The organism is Litorilinea aerophila (assembly GCF_006569185.2).
Taxonomy (GTDB): Bacteria; Chloroflexota; Anaerolineae; order Caldilineales; family Caldilineaceae; genus Litorilinea; species Litorilinea aerophila.
Genome location: NZ_VIGC02000009.1, coordinates 34,290 through 53,800, shown reverse-complemented (window position 1 = coordinate 53,800; position 19,511 = coordinate 34,290). Strand labels below are relative to the sequence as shown.

General features: G+C 64.3%; 19 protein-coding genes and 1 pseudogene. 3 read left to right on the top strand and 17 right to left on the bottom strand.

What is annotated here, in order from left to right:
• Positions 1 to 47: 47 nt before the first annotated feature.
• From FKZ61_RS08605 to FKZ61_RS08570, 9 genes and pseudogenes are all read right to left on the bottom strand, one after another.
• Complete coding sequence (locus FKZ61_RS08605) at positions 48 to 1,112, bottom strand: Mrp/NBP35 family ATP-binding protein (protein WP_141609678.1); 1,065 nt, start codon at positions 1,110 to 1,112, stop codon at positions 48 to 50.
• A gap of 27 nt (positions 1,113 to 1,139) precedes the next feature.
• Positions 1,140 to 2,609: an NAD(P)/FAD-dependent oxidoreductase gene (locus tag FKZ61_RS08600; RefSeq protein WP_229964191.1), complete on the bottom strand. Its 1,470-nt coding sequence runs from the start codon at positions 2,607 to 2,609 to the stop codon at positions 1,140 to 1,142.
• 151 nt (positions 2,610 to 2,760) lie between these two features.
• Positions 2,761 to 3,132 (bottom strand): hypothetical protein, encoded by a 372-nt coding sequence (locus FKZ61_RS08595; RefSeq protein ID WP_141609676.1) that lies wholly within the window; start codon positions 3,130 to 3,132, stop codon positions 2,761 to 2,763.
• 234 nt (positions 3,133 to 3,366) lie between these two features.
• On the bottom strand, positions 3,367 to 3,849 hold the full coding sequence (locus FKZ61_RS08590; protein WP_141609675.1) for a hypothetical protein: 483 nt from the start codon (positions 3,847 to 3,849) through the stop codon (positions 3,367 to 3,369).
• A 40-nt stretch (positions 3,850 to 3,889) separates the two neighbouring features.
• Positions 3,890 to 4,582, bottom strand: coding sequence for a metal-dependent hydrolase (locus FKZ61_RS08585; RefSeq protein ID WP_141609674.1), 693 nt, complete (start codon positions 4,580 to 4,582; stop codon positions 3,890 to 3,892).
• A gap of 206 nt (positions 4,583 to 4,788) precedes the next feature.
• Positions 4,789 to 5,640, bottom strand: coding sequence for a NuoI/complex I 23 kDa subunit family protein (locus tag FKZ61_RS08580; protein WP_141609673.1), 852 nt, complete (start codon positions 5,638 to 5,640; stop codon positions 4,789 to 4,791).
• Positions 5,641 to 5,657: 17 nt separating this feature from the next.
• A complete protein-coding gene (locus FKZ61_RS24445) occupies positions 5,658 to 6,815 on the bottom strand; it encodes an NADH-quinone oxidoreductase subunit D (protein WP_407659884.1) in 1,158 nt (385 codons plus the stop codon).
• A 219-nt stretch (positions 6,816 to 7,034) separates the two neighbouring features.
• Positions 7,035 to 7,523: pseudogene (locus tag FKZ61_RS24440) on the bottom strand (NADH-quinone oxidoreductase subunit C); the annotation flags it as partial.
• A 119-nt stretch (positions 7,524 to 7,642) separates the two neighbouring features.
• Positions 7,643 to 8,398 carry an NADH-quinone oxidoreductase subunit B gene (locus tag FKZ61_RS08570; RefSeq protein ID WP_407659883.1) on the bottom strand — a complete coding sequence of 252 codons (756 nt, stop codon included), beginning with the start codon at positions 8,396 to 8,398 and terminating at the stop codon, positions 7,643 to 7,645.
• Between the two features lie 902 nt (positions 8,399 to 9,300).
• Here FKZ61_RS08570 and FKZ61_RS08565 point away from each other — a divergent pair.
• The 3 genes from FKZ61_RS08565 (at position 9,301) to FKZ61_RS08555 (ending at position 11,350) form a co-directional block, all read left to right on the top strand.
• Entirely contained in the window at positions 9,301 to 10,701 is a 1,401-nt protein-coding gene (locus FKZ61_RS08565; RefSeq protein WP_229964190.1) for a B12-binding domain-containing radical SAM protein, read from the top strand.
• A gap of 61 nt (positions 10,702 to 10,762) precedes the next feature.
• Positions 10,763 to 10,969, top strand: a complete 207-nt coding sequence (locus FKZ61_RS08560) for a hypothetical protein (protein ID WP_229964189.1) — start codon at positions 10,763 to 10,765, stop codon at positions 10,967 to 10,969.
• A 54-nt stretch (positions 10,970 to 11,023) separates the two neighbouring features.
• Positions 11,024 to 11,350 carry a hypothetical protein gene (locus tag FKZ61_RS08555; protein WP_229964188.1) on the top strand — a complete coding sequence of 109 codons (327 nt, stop codon included), beginning with the start codon at positions 11,024 to 11,026 and terminating at the stop codon, positions 11,348 to 11,350.
• Here FKZ61_RS08555 and FKZ61_RS08550 read toward each other — a convergent pair.
• The 8 genes from FKZ61_RS08550 to FKZ61_RS08515 all read right to left on the bottom strand — a co-directional run bounded on the left by FKZ61_RS08550 (position 11,309) and on the right by FKZ61_RS08515 (position 19,506).
• Positions 11,309 to 11,614, bottom strand: coding sequence for a YkgJ family cysteine cluster protein (locus FKZ61_RS08550; protein ID WP_141609669.1), 306 nt, complete (start codon positions 11,612 to 11,614; stop codon positions 11,309 to 11,311). The two genes, FKZ61_RS08555 and FKZ61_RS08550, sit on opposite strands and share 42 nt — an antisense overlap.
• Before the next feature lie 8 nt (positions 11,615 to 11,622).
• Positions 11,623 to 12,390: a class I SAM-dependent methyltransferase gene (locus FKZ61_RS08545; protein ID WP_141609668.1), complete on the bottom strand. Its 768-nt coding sequence runs from the start codon at positions 12,388 to 12,390 to the stop codon at positions 11,623 to 11,625.
• A 47-nt stretch (positions 12,391 to 12,437) separates the two neighbouring features.
• Positions 12,438 to 14,096, bottom strand: a complete 1,659-nt coding sequence (locus FKZ61_RS08540; RefSeq protein WP_170199450.1) for a DNA methyltransferase — start codon at positions 14,094 to 14,096, stop codon at positions 12,438 to 12,440.
• A gap of 19 nt (positions 14,097 to 14,115) precedes the next feature.
• Positions 14,116 to 14,925: a tRNA (guanine(46)-N(7))-methyltransferase TrmB gene (trmB, locus tag FKZ61_RS08535; RefSeq protein ID WP_170199448.1), complete on the bottom strand. Its 810-nt coding sequence runs from the start codon at positions 14,923 to 14,925 to the stop codon at positions 14,116 to 14,118.
• 87 nt (positions 14,926 to 15,012) lie between these two features.
• A complete protein-coding gene (gene thrC / locus FKZ61_RS08530; RefSeq protein WP_141609665.1) occupies positions 15,013 to 16,377 on the bottom strand; it encodes a threonine synthase in 1,365 nt (454 codons plus the stop codon).
• Positions 16,378 to 16,419: 42 nt separating this feature from the next.
• Entirely contained in the window at positions 16,420 to 17,412 is a 993-nt protein-coding gene (locus FKZ61_RS08525) for an electron transfer flavoprotein subunit alpha/FixB family protein (RefSeq protein ID WP_141609664.1), read from the bottom strand.
• 108 nt (positions 17,413 to 17,520) lie between these two features.
• Positions 17,521 to 18,300: an electron transfer flavoprotein subunit beta/FixA family protein gene (locus FKZ61_RS08520; RefSeq protein WP_170199446.1), complete on the bottom strand. Its 780-nt coding sequence runs from the start codon at positions 18,298 to 18,300 to the stop codon at positions 17,521 to 17,523.
• A gap of 126 nt (positions 18,301 to 18,426) precedes the next feature.
• A complete protein-coding gene (locus tag FKZ61_RS08515; RefSeq protein ID WP_141609662.1) occupies positions 18,427 to 19,506 on the bottom strand; it encodes a GTP-binding protein in 1,080 nt (359 codons plus the stop codon).
• Positions 19,507 to 19,511 lie beyond the last annotated feature (5 nt).

Genomic DNA, 19,511 nt, shown 5'->3' with positions numbered 1-19,511 from the left:
TCGGGTGCGTGCCGTTCTGGAGGGCACGCACCCGGTGGTGGTGGACGTTACAGGATGCGCAGCTCCGGATCGGGCAGCAGGGTCATGACGCTGATGCGCGCCGCCACCAGGCGGGCCAGGGTCCGGAACTGTTGGGCCGCGGCGCTGTCGGGAGCATCGATGACGATGGGCTTGCCCGCGTCGCCGCCCTCTCGGATACGGGGATCCAGCTCGATGCGGCCGAGAAATTCCACGCCCATCTGGCGGGCCGCCTCTTCACCGCCGCCCATGCCGAAGATCTCCCCGGCCATGTTTTCGATCACCCCCAGGATGGGCACCTCCAGCCGCTTAAACGCGGTGGCGCCCCGCCGGGCGTCGCTGATGGCCACGGCCTGGGGCGTGGTGACGATGATGCCACCGGTCAGGGGGACGCTCTGGGCCAGGCTGAGCTGCGCGTCGCCGGTGCCCGGGGGCAGGTCCACGATCAGGTAGTCCAGGGAGCCCCAGCGCACGTCGGTGAAGAGCTGCTGGATGGCTTTGTGGAGCATGGGCCCCCGCCAGACCACCGCCTCGCCTTCAGGCATGAGGAAGCCCATGCTGATCACCTTGACGCCGTAGGCTTCCAGCGGCACCATCTTGTTCTGCTCGATGCGGGGCTTGCCCGAAAGGCCGAACATGATGGGGATGTTGGGGCCGTAGATGTCGGCGTCCAGCACGCCCACCTGGGCCCCTTCCAGGGCCAGGCTGACGGCCAGGTTGGTGCTGACCGTGCTCTTGCCCACGCCGCCTTTGCCGCTGGCCACGGCGATGATGTTCTTGACGTCGATGTTGAGCTTGCCGGCAATGCGGCTGTCTGCCCGGACGGTGGCGTCGAAGCGGACGTTCACCGTCTCCACGCCGGGCACCAGCCGCTTCACGGCTTCGATGCTCTCCTGTTCCATGCGGCTGCGCAGGGGGCAGGCCGGCGTAGTCAACATGATGGTGAAGCCCACTTCCTTGCCCCGGATGGTGATATCCCGCACCATGTTGAGGGTCACCAGGTCCTGATGCAATTCCGGCTCCTGGACCGTGCGCAGGGCCTGGAGGATGGCTTCTTCCGTAATGCCGTTCTGTGGGTTTTGTGTTGCCGTCATATCTGATTCCTCTCTCGTGTATCCACGTCATCGCCTTTCAGAGGCGTGACGCCCTTGGGCTGCCACGGGTTCCGTGGTGTGGTTCGTCGTATCTCCTGCACGATTATGGGGCCGGCCCACGGCCGGTTCGTTGATCTGGCGCAAGCGGCCGGCCTGCAGGTCCTGGCGGATCAGGCGGACGACCTTGCGACCCATTTCCACGGCGAAGTTGGTGCCCCGATCCCAGGGATAGACCTGGCTCATGGAGGCAAAATAGAGGCCGGGCAGGGGCGTCCGAATATCCGGGATCATCCGGGCGTAGCCCACCGGCGGGACCGGCTGGGCGTAGGAAGCCTTGTGGAGCCAGGCGCCGGTGATCCAGTCGGGCTGAAAATTTGGGTTAAAACGGCGCAGGTGGGGCGCAAATTCGGCCGTGAGCTCCTCCGCGGTCATCTGGAAGTAGGGATGCTCTGGCGGCAGATAGTCGCCCAGGTAGAGCAGATGATCCCCGGCGTAGTGGGACGGGTCCACCATGTTGGTGTGTTCCACCAGGGCCAGGAAGGGGATCCCCTCCTGCTTGGGGACGCTGATCCAGTACATGTCCCGGGTCAACGGACGGTCCAGGGCCAGGGTTAACACCACCGCGCCCAGGCTGCGCAATTGTCGCAGGCCGGCCAGGTAGCTTTCTGGCAGCGCCGGCGCCAGTCGGGCCATGAGCCTGGGGCTGGTGGTGCTCAACACCACGTCAAAGGTCTGGGAGGGCTGACCGGCCACTTCCACCTGAAAGCCGCCGCCAGGCAGGGGATGAATGGCCTGGACCGGCGTCTGCAGGTGGATCTGGGCTCCCTGGGCCTGGACCCGGCCGGCCAGGTGGTCGATAAATGCCTGAAAGCCGCCGTCGAAGTAGGCGAGCTGGGTGGTGCGGGCCACCACCCGAGCCCAGAACCAGGCCAGGTTGACCTCCCGATAGTAGTCGCCGAATTTGCCCTGCAGCTGGAATTCCCAGGCGGCTTCGTAGGCCCGGTTGCCCATCCACTTGCGCAGCCAGGCGTCCGCCGGGATCTGGTCGAACCGACGCCAGGGGCGCAGGGGGTGGTAGCGCAGGTAGGCGACCACCAGCCCCATGCGCAGGCGATCCACCAGGGGGATGAGGGGGAAGGTCAACACCCGGGTGACACTGTCCAGGGGGTAATTTTGGCCCCGATGGTGGATGGCGGTGTTGGGGCGGTAGCGTCGGAGGGCATGGGCGAAGCCGATCTCGTCCAGCAGCTGGAGCATGGCCCGGTCCGACAGGAACAGATGGTGGTAAAAATGTTCCAGCGGCCATTCCCACTCCGGCCGCCCTTTGAAGCCGGCGGCCAGCCCACCCAGGTAGGGCTGGCCCTCGAAGAGGGTGACCCGAATGGGCGGGCCGCTCTGGCCGGCCGTCAGGTCGTAGGCGGCGGTCAGGCCGGTCACGCCACCGCCGATGATGGCGACCCGGAGGGGGTGGGGTCGTTCAGGTGGTTGTCCGTTCACAGGCATGCTCTCAATCGGATACGCCCCATGGGATGGCCTGGGGGCCGTGGGCTCCCATGGGATGCGTCCTCCTTGCAACGGTGCCGGCGTCCGATAGAAAAAACCAGCGCCGGCACGCGCTGGTTTGTCCTGCAGGCTTGCCGAGGGAAGGTCACACGGCCAGGGAAAGCTCATTGGGCCGGACACCCTGTTGCAGGTGGGTGTTCAGCTCTTTTTTGGCCTTGTTGTACAGGTCGATCAGGTCGCTGTCACTCCCCTTAAACGACTGGACCGTCTGGGTCGCGCAGAGGTAGCAGCCACGGAGGAATTTGTAGTTGTTGCTGTTGCACTTCAGGCAGCCATCCAGCTCGATCATCATCAGGACAAAAGCCAGGCTGTCTGGATGGGTCTCGGGAAGTGCCGCAACACGGTCAACCAGGGCGCGCCACTCTTCCCCCCGTAAATCTCGCAGGGCCGAGATCAGATGGGCCGGGAAGAGCAACTCGGCCTTGGCATGGACGGCAAATTCGCTAATTTCCGACATGGATTCCTCCATCATTCAACAAACCCTTACTATTGGGGCTACCTCGTTCAGAAGTGGAGCTGATTTCACATGGCGCTCCACGGATAGAGCTCGAATTGATCCCACTATCTTTGCCCTTTCGGTTTTAGCCACAGATTCCACCGATAACACGGATTACACAGATCGCGCTGGGTAAAAATCTGTGTTCATCTGTGGAATCTGTGGATCGAATGCAATCTGCAAAGATAGGGTGACTCAAAAATTGAGCTCCACATTCGGAATTTTAACATGCTTGGGGGCCGGGGCGTCGTGCCCGTTGGCCGACTGGTCCACCAGTTGATTGAGGGCGCCCACCAGTTGGTTCACATCCAGCCCCTGGCGCCGGCAGATGGCGGCCAGCGTCTCGTCTGGCTCCACGGCGCAGCTACTGCAACCGCCCAGGTGGAAGGCCGCCATCACCTCCTGTACCTGGGAATGCAGGAGCTGGGCTTCCCGCACGGTCATCTCCGGGTGGAAGGCGACCGTGTGGGTACGCTGGAGCAGCTCGGCGTGGAGGCGGGCGCCGGTCTCGTGTAGGGCTTCCCGCAACTGGCGAATTTCATCGCTGGCATCGAACAGCGCCCGGTTGTAACGGTCCAGCCGTTGTCGGGCCGTTTCCAGCTCCTGATGTAATTTCCAGACATAGCCGGCCACCAACAACGTGGCAATCAGGGCGATCCAGGCCACCATGTCAGCCATCCCTCCTTTTTTGGGTCTCAGATCAACCGGCTGAACTGGCTTACAGGGTAAACTCTGCGCCGGGTTCCAGCACGGTGCAGTCGATCTCGGCCACTTCCCGCAGCCGCTGGGCAAAGCTCTGGGCATCCTGTTGGATGGGCGGGAAGGTGTTGTAGTGGATGGGGATTACGTGTTTGGCCTTGACAAACTGGGCCGCCTGGATGGCGTCCTCCGGCCCCATGGTGAAGTTGTCGCCGATGGGCAGCAGGGCCAGGTCCACCCCGCCCGCTTCGCCGATGAGCTTCATGTCGTAGGTCAGGGCGGTGTCCCCGGCGAAGTAGAGATCGCGGCCGTCGTTGAAATGGATCAGGATGCCCATGGGGTTGCCGCCGTTGCTCCCGTCCGGCAGGGCGCTGCTGTGGTGGGCGATGGTCATCTTGACCCGGCCGAAGGGGAAGGTGTAGGCGCCGCCGGTGTTCATGCCGTGGACTTTCTCTACCCCCTGGTTCTGCAGCCAGGTGATGATCTCGAAGTTGCTGATCACCAGAGCGCCCGTGCGTTTGGCCAGGGCCAGCGCGTCGGCGATATGGTCGGCGTGGCCGTGGGAGATCAGGATGTAGTCTGCCTGGATCTGGTCGGCGCTGGCGGGGGCCAGTGGGTTGTTGGGCGCAAAGAATGGGTCGATGACCAGATGGGTGCCGTCTGCGTTGACGGTAAACGTGGAGTGGCCGTAGTATTTCAATGTGATTGCCATGCCCTGTCCTCCTCTGCACAACTCAAGGGACATCATTTCAGGGGCGGCTTTCGCCGTCCCAGAAGTTCGAAAAAACACAAGCCAGACCCACCTCTACCGGCAAGTCTGGCTCTCCGCGTTCACCAGGGTTGACTGTGAGACGCAATCACAAGCAGTTCAGGAGAGAGATATCCCTGTTGCCGGTACGAGATGAACCGGGCCGTCCCTCACTCCCCACTTTCTTGCTGGCGCTGGCGGGCACGTTCGGCGGCCTTGCGCTTCAGTTCTTCCAGCCGGGCCTTTTTGGCCTCTGGATCCTCGTCCTGGCCCTTTCCTTCGTCGGAGGCCGACTTGCCCCGGGCGGCAGCCCGCTCGGCCGCCTTCTTCTTCAGAGCTTCCAGCTCCTCCGGGGATCGTTGGGCCTTGGGGCGTTCGGCCGCCTGGGCCTTTTTCTCTGCCTCGGCTTTGGCCTTGGCCTCTGCCTTGGCCCGCTCTTCCTCTTCCTTCTGCCGGATTAACTCCTGCTCGGCCGCGTACTGGGTGGGCCACAGCGCCGCGTAGTACTCGATGGGAACGGTCAGTTCCTCTTTGTCGTAGACGAGCTGGGGATAGCGGTCGTAGACGGCCAGCTCGAAATCGTGGTTCATCTTGATGGCGTCGAAGGGGCAGAATTCGGCGCAGAAGCTGCAGCTCATGCAGACCGCAGCGTCGATGTAGAACTCTGCCGGCCGGGTAATGGGCTTGCCGTTCTCGTCGCTGTCCCGCACGATCCAGATGCACTGGGGTGGGCAGACCTTGGCGCAGATGCCGCAGGCGGTGCAGCGGTCTTCGCCCTTTTCCGTATCCCAGATCAGCATGGGGATGTAGCGGAAGCGCTCTGGCAACAGCCGCTTCTCCTCGGGGTATTGGATGGTCAACAGCCCTTCCTGGTCAATGGGCTGGCGGATGATCCGTTCGCCGTCACCCAGGTCGATGCTGCCCTCGTAGCGGCTTGGCACCCGCTCCCGGTCGTCCAGGTAGGTGTCCCGCAGGTGCTTCAGGGTGACGCCAAGGCCCTTGAGTAATCCTGTTCCAAACATGCTCGCTCCTGGATTGATTAGCGGTCCACTTCGCCCAGCACGATGTCGATCGCGCCGAGGATGACGATGGCATCGGCCACTTTGTAGCCTACCGACATGGGGCCCAGCGCGTTCAGGTTGATGAAGCTGGGGGCGCGCACGTGATACCGATAGGGGTTGGGCTTGCCATCACTGACCAGATAGAAGCCCAGCTCACCCTTGGGCGCCTCGATGCGCTGGTAGACCTCGCCCTCCGGCGGGCGCAGGGTGTAGCCGCCCTTGCCGCCCATGATGGTGCCGAAGCCCTGGTTCAGGGTGGCGGAAGCGTAGGCCGGCGCGCCATCCCCCTCGCCGCCGGGGATGTCCCGGATGGCCTGCTTCAGGATCTTGACGCTTTCCCGGGCTTCCAGCAGGCGGATGTAGTAGCGGTCGTAGACATCGCTGCCGGACAGGGTGGGGATGTCAAAGTCAAAGCGGTCGTAGATGCAGTAGGGCTCCGCCTTGCGGATGTCGTAGGGAATCCCGGCGGCCCGGATCATGGGGCCGCTGACGCTCAGGGCGATCAGGTCCTGGGGCGACAGGTAACCCACGCCCCGGCCGCGGGCCTTCACGATCTCGTTGCCGCTGAGCATGTGGTCCAGTTCGTCCAGGGCCCGGGGCAGCCGTTCGTGGACCAGATAGCGAGCCCGCTCCAGCCAGCCCGGGGTGAGGTCTCGCACCACGCCGCCGAAGCGCATGTAATTGCACATCATGCGGGAGCCGCTGACCTCCTCAAAGAGGTCCAGGATCATTTCCCGCTCTTCAATGGCATAGAGGGCCGGGGTCTGGAGGGCGCCCAGGTCGTTGAGGATGAAGCCGATGGACCACATGTGGTTGACGATACGGGTCAACTCGGCCATGATCACCCGGATGTACTGGGCCCGCTCCGGTACCTCGATGCCTGCCAGCTTCTCCACCGCCAGGGCATAGCCCAGGTTATTGCTCATGGAGTTGATGTAGTCCAGGCGATCGGTGAAGGGCATGTTCATCAGCCAGGTGTTACGTTCACCGATCTTTTCATGGTTGCGGTGGAGGTAGCCCATCTCCGGCTCCAGGGCCAGGATGGTCTCACCCTCGATGCGGGCCAGCATCCGGAAGACGCCGTGGGTGCTGGGGTGGTGGGGCCCCAGGTTGATGACGATGCTGTCGGTATGGATATGGGGCTGTTGTTCTTCGTCCGGCGAGGGCACCACCGTGTGGGGGGCCTGGCTGACGGGCACGTAGGAGACAGGCTCCTTCCAGCTCTCCGGATCCCAGCCGGCCGGGTAGGTGGTGTTCTTGCCCCAGGGCAGCTTGTCCTCGTGCCAGACGTAATTGCCGTTAGGGTGGCGGCTGCGGAAGGGCTTGGCGTCCTCTTCGTAGTAGGCCTCTTTCCAATCCTTGCGCATGGGGTGCCCGTGGAAACCCTCCCACAGGAGGATTCGCCGCAGGTTGGGGTGCCCCTCGAACTTGATGCCGTACAGGTCGTAGACCTCTCGCTCCTGCAGGTTGGCCCCCGGGTAGACCGACGTGGCCGAGGGGACCGTCTCGTTCTCAGGGACCCGGACGTGGAGGGCGATGGGGCCGCCGCCCTTTTTCGTGCTGTAGAGATGGTAGACCACCTCGAAGCGCTCGGACACGCCGCTGCGCAGCTTGCCCTTGTAGGCACTGTAGTCCACACAGGTCAGGTTGGAGAGGAAGTCATAGCCCTCGTTGTCCCGCAGGTGGGTCAAGAGGGGCAGGAGCTTGTCCGGCGCCACGATGAGGGCCGGATCGGTCTCCTCGGCCCACCTGCCGATGACGGCGCCGGGTACAGCGTCGTTGAAGGGCAGGCTGGGGTCGACAGCCTGGGATTGGGCATCGGCCACTGCAGTTGCATCACTCATGGGATATCGCCTCTTTGTGCAATTGTGCGGGCAATTGTGTGGACAATTGCGTCACGCTTGCGTCACGTTGCAATCGGGTGCAATCGGTGTGCAATCGGTTCACGCCAGGGGCGACCGCTTCAGGCAGTCTGCTGCTTCTTGGCACGGTAGCGGGCCTTGGCCTGTTCGATGCGAGCCTTGGCCTTTTCCGACAACTCCCGGGGGGCTGCCGCTTCGCCCCGGCGTGCTGCACCGCGCTTGGCGGCCCCGTCTCCTTCTGCCTGGGCCGAGGCCAGGGTATATTCCTTGATCAGCTGGATCTGCCGGGGATCGAAAATGTCCGGGCCCAGCCGCGGGACGGGCACATATTCGGATGTGTCCCGGCGATACCAGGGCACCTTGGCAATGCTCTGCCGCTCCACCTTTTCGTGGAGCTTGAGCAGCCCGAAGATGAGCGCTTCAGGCGTGGGCGGGCAGCCGGGCACGTAGACATCCACGGGGATGTACTTGTCGATGCCGCTGACCACGTTGTAGCCCTCTTTGAAGGGGCCGCCGCCCGTGGCACAGGCGCCCATGCTCAGCACATAGCGGGGCTCGGCCATCTGGTTGTAGATGCGCACGATGGCCGGCACCATCTTCTTGGTGACGGTGCCCGAGACGATCATCAGATCGCTCTGCCGGGGGCTGGGGCGCATGACCTCCATGCCGAAGCGGGCCAGGTCGTAGCGGCTGGCCGCGGTGGCGATCATCTCGATGGCGCAGCAGGCCAGGCCAAACAACAGGGGCCACATGCTGGACTTTCGGCTCCAGTTGTAAATTTTATCCAGCGTGGTCACCACTACGTTGCCCTCGAGCCCTTCTGGCACGGTAATGGTGTCGTGCAGATACTGCTGCATCTGCTGCTGTTTCAACTCGATAAACCGGGACTTGGGGTCGCTCGTCATCGCTATGTCTGTCCTTTTATCGTCCTGTGCCAAGGCTTTGATCGACATGCCAATCCGACATGCCCGAATGCAGAGCGGCAGTGACGCAGCTCCCGGGCACACAGGGCCCGACGTCGGGCCACCGTAAACGCCAGGGGAGATGCCTGCTGGCTTTCCGGCTGGAACCCATCAGGGTCCATCAGGCGAAGCCCCTGCCGGAAGCCGGACTTTGCCTGCATTCTACCTGATGGATGGGCCAAATGCAACTTTTCAGGGCAGGGCGGGCACTTCCCGCCGTCCACTTTTCAGGTTGCTTTCTACGATGCCCTCTTCACCGGCGCCATGGGTTCCTTGAACATGGGTCCCTTGAAAAGGCCTTTCCATGGGCTACACCCGGCACATGGCCGCCCGAACCGCTGTCCATGACCGCCGTCCATGACTTTCGTCAATCGGGGGGCTATTCGGGGGCAATACAGTGCGGTTGAACCGGATGCCGTTGCGCAGGTGGGCCCAAGATAGCACCAGTATAACGGCGCCGATCCCTGCTGTCAAGTGTCTTTTTTCACAAATGGTGGTTGAACACGTTTTCTTGCCGGGACAATAATTATCATGAGTTTCATAATAATTGACGCTGGTGGGAGCCTGTGCTATACTCCGCACCGAGTCTGGCCCGGTGCAGAGGGAGCCAGGCTCGGCCCACCCTCCCGGATGCGCACGCCTGCCGCCTGTATTCCTGCCAGCGGCGGTGGCGCGCTCCATTTGGCGAAACCTGGGTGATTCATGTAGAGTGCTTCCCGTAGCGTGTTTTGTGCGTGCTCCTGTTTCGTGTGGAGTGCCCTGCATGGATGCCGGAGATGATTTGGAGGTAGATTCAAGTGGCGATTTCATGGCCCTGGCGCACCAAGCGCAAATCAAACATCCTGTGGTTGGATCTGGGAGACCTGGGCGACCTGGTTCACCCGGATGGACCCCATGAACAGTGGCAAGACCATGGGCTGGGGCTCCTGCGCACCATCCTGCATCAGAACGGCATTGTCACCGACCTGGCCTCCACCCGCGCCGTGACCTCCTGGGAGCAATTGGCCCGGCAGATGAAGGGGTACGACATGCTGCTCATGAACGTGCGCAGCTATACCTTCCCCGTGGCCTACCGCTCGGCCCAGATCTTCAAGGAGTTGAATCCCCAGGGCAAGGTGTTGACCGGCGGCATGCACGCCACGGTCTCCCTGGATGAGATGGAAGCCATCCCCGCCTTCGACAAGATCTGTCAGGGACCAGGCGAAAAGATCATTGTGGACCTGGTCCGGGATCCAGACGCGTTCCCCCGGGTGATCCAGGGGGTGGGGGCGCGCTCCATGGCCGAGTGGCCTATGATCGACCGGACCCTCTGGCCCAAGCCGGCCAGCTGGCGGGTGCGCCGCAAGTTCAACTGGCCCCTGGAGCCCGAATGTGGTTGGGGGCCGGGACCGGTCGCCACCATCCTCACCAGCCGGGTCTGTCCCTGGCAGTGCGTCTTCTGCAACGAAAATTCCTACATTCCCAACATGGGGCGCCGCCCGGTGGAGGCGGTGATCGACGAGCTGAATTACCTGGACAACAAGTACGGCGTGGGCTCCGTGGTCATCCACGATTCCATGTTCTTCCAGAATCCCCGCTGGCTCAAGGAGTGGATCGAGCTCTACCCCCGCAAGGCGAACAAGGTCTGGCCCTACTGGGCTGCTGGCCGTTCCGACACGGTACGCCAGTGGCCCGACCTCTTCGAGGCCCTGGTCCGGGAGACCAACTGGAACGTCATCTCCATCGGCTTTGAGTCGGGCAGTGATCGAATCCTGAAATTATTGAACAAAGAGTGCACCGAGGAAGATAACTACTTCGCCATTGACCTGGTCAACCGCCTGGGCGACGAGATGGAGCGGCAGGGCAAGGAGCCGCCCAAGTTCTGGGCCAACATCATGTTGGGCATTCCCGGGGAGACGCCGGAAGATGCCTTCAAGACCATGCGCATGCTCAAGCGCATGAAGCGGGTCTTCCCCTCCATTTCCTACTACGCGCCCTACCCGGGCTCCGCCCTGGGCCATCAGCTCATCGCCGAGGGCAAGAGCCTGATGACCAAGGACAACTACCACCGCTTCCCCGACGATGAAAAGGTCAAAGGGGTGGACTACCAGTTCTACCGGGAGTTGCTGGCCGGCAAGTACGACCATCTGATCAACGAAGGGCTGGACTCGGTGGAACACGACGCCGGACTCTACCGCGGTTCCCTGGTGAAGGCCTGATGGGTGTGGATGGGTGTGGCGTAGAAGTGCGTGATGTGGAAGCCGGCATAGGGGGAAAGGTATGAGCAGCTTCAGCAATCCCCACTACATGTACCTTTTCGATCTGAAGAACGGCAAGAAGAAGCTGGCCTATGGCGAGTCGCCGGAGGATGCCCTGGAGATCCTGCGCATCCGGCTGACCGACGAGGAGATGGCGGAGATCATCACCGATAGCTACGTCAAGATTTCCCAGCGGGATCTCCAGAAATACGTCTCCCTGCTGGGTTGAGTTGAACTCTGCCTGCCGGGCATCATGTGGAATTTGTGGGATCGGCTCCGGCGTTTGCGGCGGCTGCGCGCTGATCTGCGTGGTGAAGAGAAGCAGGTCCTGGTCTCCATGGCCGCGGGGCAGCGGCTGCGCTCCCATCGCTACCTGGACGGCACCAAGATCTACCTCCTCCACGCGTTGGAGGATGACCGGGGGCAGCCCGTGGCGGCTGAGACGGTGGCCTCTCTGCGCCGCCGCGGCCTGATCGAAAGCAACATGAAGTTCCCCGTGGCCACCTACCTGTTGACCGACAAGGGGGTCGCCCTGGCCCGTCGCCTGACCCGGGAGGCGGTGCGGCCCTTATCTTCTCGCAATTTCCCTTCCGGCGCCGGCCCGGGGTAAAAGGGGCTCCTCCGGCGCCGTCATCCATTCCAGTTGAATCAGATTTCGATAGGCTTCTTCTGCCGAGGTGCCGCACATCTCTGCCGAGGGGCGCAGGCGCACGCAGACGGCAGGCCGCTCCGGCTTGCCGTACAGCTTGCATCGGTTGTCCTCGGTGAGCTGTACGCAGCGCACGCCCGCTGGCTTGCCGTTGGGCATGCCCGGAATGGGCGAAGAAATGGACGGGGCGATGCAGCAGGCGCCGCAGCCAACGCGGCATTCCATGGCAGGATTCACCCCTCTGGCTTTTCCGCCACACACAGGATGCTGGTCCCAAAGGGCAGGGTCGTCCAGCGCAGCAGTTGGGCCTCCAGCCAGCCCACCCCATGCAGGATGGTGTTGAAGGGCTCTGGGATGGGCTCCATCTCCACCTGGTAGACCTCTTCGTCCTCGGTCAGGTGGGGGCTCTCCAGATCCGGCTGATAGGGGCGCAGGAGACGGATGCCCGCAATCAGGGGGAAGAGGAAGAAGTTGTTGTAGCTGATGCGTCGAACCCGCAGCCCGCTGAGCTCCAGCTTCTGGCGTAGCTCCGGCACGGTATAGCGGCGCTGGTGGTTGTTGATCTCGTCGTTGTAGCTCCACAGCCACATGAACGCCGGTACCGTCACCATCAATTTGCCCCCCGGCTTTAGCACCCGCCGACATTCGGCGAACACGCCCAACTCGTCGGGAATGTGCTCCACCGTATCCAGCAGCGCCACCAGGTCGAACTGGTTGTCGTCAAAGGGGAGGCAGGTGCCGGTGCCCTGGAGCACCCGTAGAGCCCGGGCTCGGGCCACGGCCAGGGGGCGTGGGTTGTCGTCCAGGCCGATGACCTGCCCATAATGGGCCAGGTGATGGGCCATGTTGCCGGCGCCGCTGCCGATATCCAGTACCAGGCGGGGTTCGCCGTTGCGGCGCGGCGGCAGCTCGGCGTCCAGATATTGCAGAATGGCCCGGGTGCGCCCGGCAAACCAGGCGTGTCTATCTTCTTCCAGCACAGTTAAAACCGGTGTTGCCATCGTTTCTTGCCTCGAATATGTGGATATAGACCTGCCGATGTATTCCTTCACACCGTGCGGGTCACCAGGGTTTCATGGCCGTAGATGTCGGTGATGCGCACTGCCACCACCGTCGGGTGGGGCGCCGCAGGCAGCCGGTAGAGGCCAGACACCTGGGCCCGGCGATGGGCCGGGACATCCACCAGGCAGCTCCGGAAGATCTGCCCATCGTAGGCCATGTCGATCTCCACCGCGTCCACCAGGGCTCGCCAATCCGGCCGGGGGTGGGAGCGCAGCCATGCCGCCAGGGCGTCCGTCCGGTAGTCGCGGATTCGCACCTCCACCCAGTGGCTGGCCGTCTGGCCATCTTCGCCTGCCCGACGCCGGATCTCCAGATCCACCGCGGTCCCCGCCGGTTCCGACGCCGGCGGGGGTGGCTCCCCAACCTGCCAGAGGGTGAAGCCGGGTGTCGGGCGTCCGCCGGGCGCGGCGCCCAGCCGCTGTAGTCGCTGTCGGGTGGTCTGGATGGCGCCGTAGTTCAGGTCGGCGGCGATCCAGCGTCGCCCCATCTTCTGGGCCACCACCACGCTGGTGCCGGAGCCCACGAAGCAGTCCAGCACCAGGTCGCCCGGCCGGGTGGAGGCGGCGATGATGCGGCGCAGCAGGGCCTCGGTCTTCTGGGTGGGGTAGCCCACATCCTCGCCAGGGGTGGTCCCCAGCCCGGGGATGTCGTCCCACAGGTTGTCCACGCCCCGCTCCACCGCGTACCGGCCATCGCCCAGGTCGGTCAGGTAGTACTTGACGCCGATGTTGCCGCCGTTGGAGGCGTAGACCCGGCGCTGTTTTTCATCGACGATGATGTCGCCGCCGTAGGGCGCGTACAGGCGTCCCTCCGCGTGGAGGGCCTTGAGCCGGGCAAAGCTGTAGGTGCCCGGGTCAGAAGTGCGGAAAAAGCCCCGCTCGTCCTCCATGAAGCGGGCTGCGGCCTGGCGGCGGGTGAAGATCAGCCGTTTCTTCTGGGGCTGCCAGAGGGTCGGCGCCGCCCGGTTTTTGGCGAAGATCTCGATGTACTGGGTGCTGAAGGGAAAGTAGAAGGCGTTGACCTTGGCACCCCGGGCCACCTGGCTGCGCCAGGCGATGGTGTTCAGGTAGTTCTCCGGCCCGAAGACCTCTTCCAGCAGCAGGTGCAGGCGATGGACCTGCCGGTAGTCGCAGTGCACCCAGATGCTGCCGTCCTCGGCCAACAGCTCCCGGAGCAGCAGCAGCCGCTCGTACATGAACTGCAGGTAGCTGTCTCCCGGCCACCGGTCGCCATACTGCACCTGTTCGCCCACCACTGGCCGTCGCCCGGTGCGCAGGCGGATCTTCCGGGTGTAGTCGCTGCCGCTGTCGAAGGGCGGGTCGATGTAAATGAGACGCACCTGGCCGCCCAGGCCGGGGCCATGGGGCGGCGGCCGGAGCAGATGGGCCAGGACCGCTTTGTTGTCGCCGTAGAACAGCCGATTGGACGGATCTTCCGCCGTTGTTTCATCCGCCGGGGCGTCCCAAGCGGGCTCGCCGGCTTCTCGTTCGGCGGCCAGGGCTCGATGCGCCTCCAGTTGGATGGCCGGCGGCGCGATCACCTGTTGCGGCGCCTGTTTCCCCTCCCACTGCAACATGGCCCGGCCCCGGGGTGGGCCGATAGCCACCGGGGATGCCTGGGGTTGCACGCTCTTTCCAGATGCCATGGGCACGTGCCTGGGGTTGTCAGCGTCGTTCAAAGTAGAAGGCATAGACCGGGCGCCCATGGGTGATGCACCAGAACTCCCGATGGGTGGGGGCGAACTCCCCGATGCGCTCCGCCAGGGCCGGGTTGTGGGGGTGGAAACCGCCGTGGCGTTCGATCAGGTAGGCGACGTATTCGCCGTACTCCTTCACATCGCTCTTGAAGTGAAGCAACCCTCCTGGCCGCAGCTTGGTGGCCAGGAGGTCCACAAAGGGGGGCGAGAAGAGCCGCTTCACCCGGTGCTGGGGCTTCCACCACGGGTCTGGGAAGAGGACGTGGAAGGCGTCCACCCGGCCGTCGGGCAGGATGCGGGGCATGTTAAAGCGGCAGTCGTCATCGCTCACCCAGATGTTGTGGAGCTCGAAGCGCTGGATACGCCGCAGGAAGAGCCGGGTCGCCTTGGTCTTGGTCTCGTAGCCGATGAAGAGGCGTTCCGGATAGCGGCGAGCCCGGTCCAGCAGGAAGTCCCCCCGCCCGAAGCCGATCTCCACTTCCAGGGGACGGGCGGAGGCCAGCTCCTCCCGGAGGCGCCGGCCGTTGTCCCCGCGGGGATCATCCAGGGCCAGGGCCCGGAAGAAAGGCTGGTTCAGCCCCCAGTCCGGCAGGCGGTCCGCGTCCGGCCGCCGCCGGGGGTCGCCGCCGATGAGGCCCTTGCCGGCTTCCCAGTCCGCGTAGGCCTGGCGGATCTTCTCCTCGGTCAGTTCTTCCCATTCAAAATCCATGCGCCCCTGGGAAAAGGGAGCAGCATGGTAGTCCAGCAGTGGATTCGGCGGTGTCTTGCGTTCAGCCATGGCGATGTCCGTTGGGGGATTAAGGGATTGGGAGGCTGGGTAAACATCTCTCCGGATCACCCCATAACCCAATCCCCCAATCCCCATTCACAACTTCAACTTGCGCGCGATGGTCTCCCGGACCACGTCGGCGTCGGCGGGCAGGTAGACGGGCGGGTTGGCGTAGCGGCTTTCCACCTCTTCCAGCCGTCCTTCGTGGTAGCCCACCTTGAAGCTGGTAAATTTGAGGCCGTGGGCCGTGCTGATCACCACCACCCGATCCCGGGAACGGATCTCGCCCCGCTCCACCAGTTTGAAGAGGACGGCCAGGGCCACCCCGGTGTGGGGGCAGGTGTACATGCCCGTGAGATCGGCCAGGGCCGCCGCGTTGGCCAGCTCATCTTCGCTGGCCTGCTCCACAATGCCGTCGGTGGCCTGGATGGCCTGGACAGCCTTCTCGTAGCTGACGGGGTCGCCGATCTGGATGGCGGTGGCCAGGGTTTTGTCGGCCTGGATGCGGGCCTTTTGGGCGAAGCCCTGCTGATAGCTGCGGTAGAAGGGGTTGGCCTTTTCTGCCTGGGCCGCCACCAGTCGGGGCATCCGGTCGGTGATGCCCAGGTCCATCAACAGGCGCAGCCCCTTGTACAGGGCACTGATGTTGCCCAGGTTGCCCACGGGGATGATGATCCAGTCCGGCACTTCCCAGTCGAACTGGCGCACGATCTCGATGCCTACCGTCTTCTGGCCCTCGATGCGGATGCTGTTCATGGAGTTGGCCAGATAGATGGTGTTGTCCTGGGTCACCTCCCGGACGATGCGCATGCAGCCGTCGAAGTCGGTATCCAGGGCCAGGACGTGGGCGCCGTTGGCCACAGGCTGCACCAGCTGGGCGGTGCTCACCTTGCCCTGGGGCAGGAAGATGATGGCCGGGATGCCTGCGCATGCCGCGTAGGCCGCCAGGGCCGCGCTGGTGTCGCCGGTGCTGGCACAGGCCACGGCCCGGACGGGGCTGCCGTCGGCCATCATCTGCTTCACCACGCTGACCAGCACTGTCATGCCCAGGTCCTTGAAGCTGCCCGTGTGGCTGTTGCCACAGAGCTTCACCCACAGGTCGGACACGCCAATCTGTTTGCCCAGGCGCTCGGCCCAGAACAGGTTGGTATTGCCTTCGTACATGCTGACTACATTTTCATCCCGCAGGTCCGGCGCAATCCACTCCCGCATGCCCCAGACGCCGCTGCCGTAGGGCCAGCGGGTAGTGCCCACCCGGCTGTCGATGAGGCGCTTCCAGTAGTCCGCCGGCTGACTGCGCAGGGCCTCCAGGTCGTGGTGGACCTCCAACAGGCCGCCGCAGTGGGGGCAGGTGTAGATGACCTCGTAGATGGAGTACTCGCCAGGACAGCCCCGAAAACAGCGGAAGTAGGCCCGGTAGGTACTGTCCGTGGAGGGTGACTGGACGGGATCAAGCAACATGACTGGTTGGCCTTTCTTCGCTTCCAGAAAAACGGGCCGGCCCTATTTCTGCTGCCCCAGCCGCTTTTTGAATTCGGCGGTGAGGGCCGGGAGTACCTCGAACAGATCGCCCACGATGCCGTAGTGGGCCCGGGAAAAGATGGGCGCATCCGGATCTTTGTTGATGGCCACGATGATCTTGCTGCCGCCCATGCCGGCCAGGTGCTGGATGGCGCCGCTGATGCCGGCGGCGATGTAGAGATCCGGGCGGACGGTCTTGCCCGTCTGCCCCACCTGGTGCTTGTAGGGGATGTACCCGGCATCCACTGCAGCCCGGCTGGCGCCCACGGCCCCGCCCAGCACCTGGGCCAGTTCGGCCACCAGTTGGAAGCCCCGGGCCGGGTCCGCCGCCACGCCCCGGCCGCCCGAGACGATGATGCGCGCGTCGGTCAGGCTGATCTCGCCGCCGTCGGTCTGGGCGACCTCCAGGATCTTTTCCGGGATCTGCTCCTCGTCCAGCGACAGCGGGAGTTCCCGAATCTCGGCCGAGGCAGCATCCGCCGCTTCGGGCATGGGGAAGGAACGAGGGCGCACGCTGGCAAATTGGCGCGGGGTGGTGAAGGTGACATCCACCAGGATGTTGTTGGAGTAAATCGAGCGGGTCGCCACCAGTTGGCCCTCTTCCACCCGCAAGTCCACCACATCGGGGGCCAGGCCAGCGTCCAGCTCACACGCCACCGCCGCGCAGAGCTCCCGCCCGTTCTGGGTGGCGCTGGTCAGGATCACCGTGGCGTCGGCCTCCTGGATGGCCTGGCGCAGGCCGGCGGCGTAAGCTGTGAGCCGATAGCGGGCCAGCAAAGGGCTGGTGAGGGTCAGGACGGTATCCGCCCCATACTGCGCGGCCGCAGCCGCGGTGGCTTCCGTCTCTTCGCCCATGACCAGGGCGACCAGGGGCGTCTTCAGCGCGTCGGCCAGCTTCCGGCCCTGGCCCAGCACTTCCCAGCAACTGGGGACGGCGCTGCCCTGGGCTTGTTCGATCCAGACTAAAAGGGACATGGCAGGCTCCTGGTACAGTTTGGCGTCAATACCACGGCAGAAATTCCGGGTGCCCTCTGGGCGCACTACCTCTGGTGGAAACCATTGGCGAATTTCTGCCAGGATTTACTAGATGACCTTCTCGGCCAGGAGGGCGTCGACCAGCTTGGCGGCCTTCTCTTCCACGGTGGCCCCGTCGAAGATCTGCACCTGGGTCTTGCGCTCCTCCGGCTTGCGGATACGATCCCAGCGGACGTGGCTGTCGGGCACGGCGACGCCCAGTTCCTCCGGCGTCAGGGTAGGGATCTGGGCCCGGCTGGCCTTGCGGATGCCCATGAAGCTGGGATAGCGGGGCTCGTTGATTTCCTTTCCCACGCTGATCACCGCCGGCAGGGGCACCTGGACCGTCTCCCGGGCGCCGTCCACCAGGCGGACAGCCCGCACCTGCCCCCCCTCCACCTCCTGGATCTCCACCACGTTGGTCAACAGGGGGTAGCCCAGCTTCTGGGCCACGCCCACATGGACGCTGCCGCTGTTCTCATCCACGCTCTGCTTGCCGGTGAGGACCAGGTCCACTTCCCCTTCGGCCTGGACCGCGGCCGCCAGGAGGGTGGCCGTGAGCCAGATATCCCCGTCGGGCAGCTGGCTGTCGTCGATGCGTTTGGCGCCGGCCACGCCCATGGCCAGGGCATGTTTGAGGGCATCGGTGGCCTCCGGTCCTCCCAGGGTGATGGCCACCGTCTCGGCGCCGAAGCGTTCATCCAGACGCACAGCCTCTTCCGCAGCGAATTCGTCCCAGGGGTTGATGACCATGGCCGCCTTCACGTCGCCGGTGCGCACTTCATCGGCGGAGACTTTGGGCAGCTCGGCTGTGTCGGGCGTCTGTTTGATTAACACTGCGATTTTCACATTGCCTCTCCTGTCCATTCCATGGCGCCCCAGCTTTTCTGGGCTTGTTATTCTCTTTTGCAATCGTACCAGAAGCCCCAATGGCTGACAAGGCTGTCGCCGTCTCGGGTTCTCATCTGGCGAAGTTCAAGGGAGCGCCGCCATGCGGTGGGTGGGCCGGGGCGGTTGAGGGCTGAAACACTCAAAGTGGGCGAAGCGGTACTGGAAGTCCGTCGGCGGGCAGATCTCGGCCATGGCATGGCGGACGGCCTGGGCCAACACGTCCGGATGGCTGCCCACCCGGGCGTTGATCACAAACTGGGCCTGCTCCTGGGTGGTGCCCTCGGTGGCCACGTCCCACGAGAGGGGCGCGCCGGCCTGGGTGAGGCTCGCCTTGCAGACGATGCCCGGCGCCTGAATCTGGGCTTTGAGGTGGGCGATGGCCGCGCCCTGGGCCGTCAGGGTCGCCTCCAGCAGGTGGAAGAAGTGGCGCAACCAGTTCTGCGGCGAGAAGGGCTGCCGGCCGCGGAGGGTGCCCCGGGCGTTGAGCCAGCCCAGGGCCGCCTCTGCCTCGCCGTAGCGCCCGTAGTCGATGTCCAACACCCGCGGCGGCCGGCCCGCGCGGGTGAGGACCGCCGTCAGCCAGCCATCCAGGCCGGTCCCGGCGCGCGCGGCCAGGGGCATGATCTGGGCGTCGGGGTAGCGGGCCGTCAGCTCCTGGGCCAGGTCCTCTTGCTGCTCCAGGCTGAGCTGATCCACCTTGTTGAGGCCGATGAGTTCGGCCTCGGCCAGCTGCTGGCGGTAGAGGTAGTCCACCGTGGCGGGAAAACCGTCTAGCTGGCGCCCCGCATCCAGCAGGACGGTGAGGGGGGCCAGCTCGAAGGCGTCGGCATGGTGGTGTTGCAGAGGCAGGAGCACCGTGGCCACCAGGTCCGTACAGCTCCCCACCGGTTCAGCCAGGATAACGTCGGGCCTGACCGTCCGTTGCAGGTGTTGTAACGACTGGAGCAGGTCTGGGAAACGACAGCAGAAACAGCCGCCGGACACTTCCGCCACCGGGAGCTGCTGTTGGGCAGCCAGGGCCGTGTCCACCAGGTCTGCGCCCTGATCGTTGGTGACCAGTCCCACCCGTTTCCCCTGGGCTGCCAGGCGGTGGGCTGCTGCCAACAGCAGGGTGGTCTTTCCGGCGCCCAGAAAGCCGCCCACCAGCACGACTTTGGTCTTCATGGTTT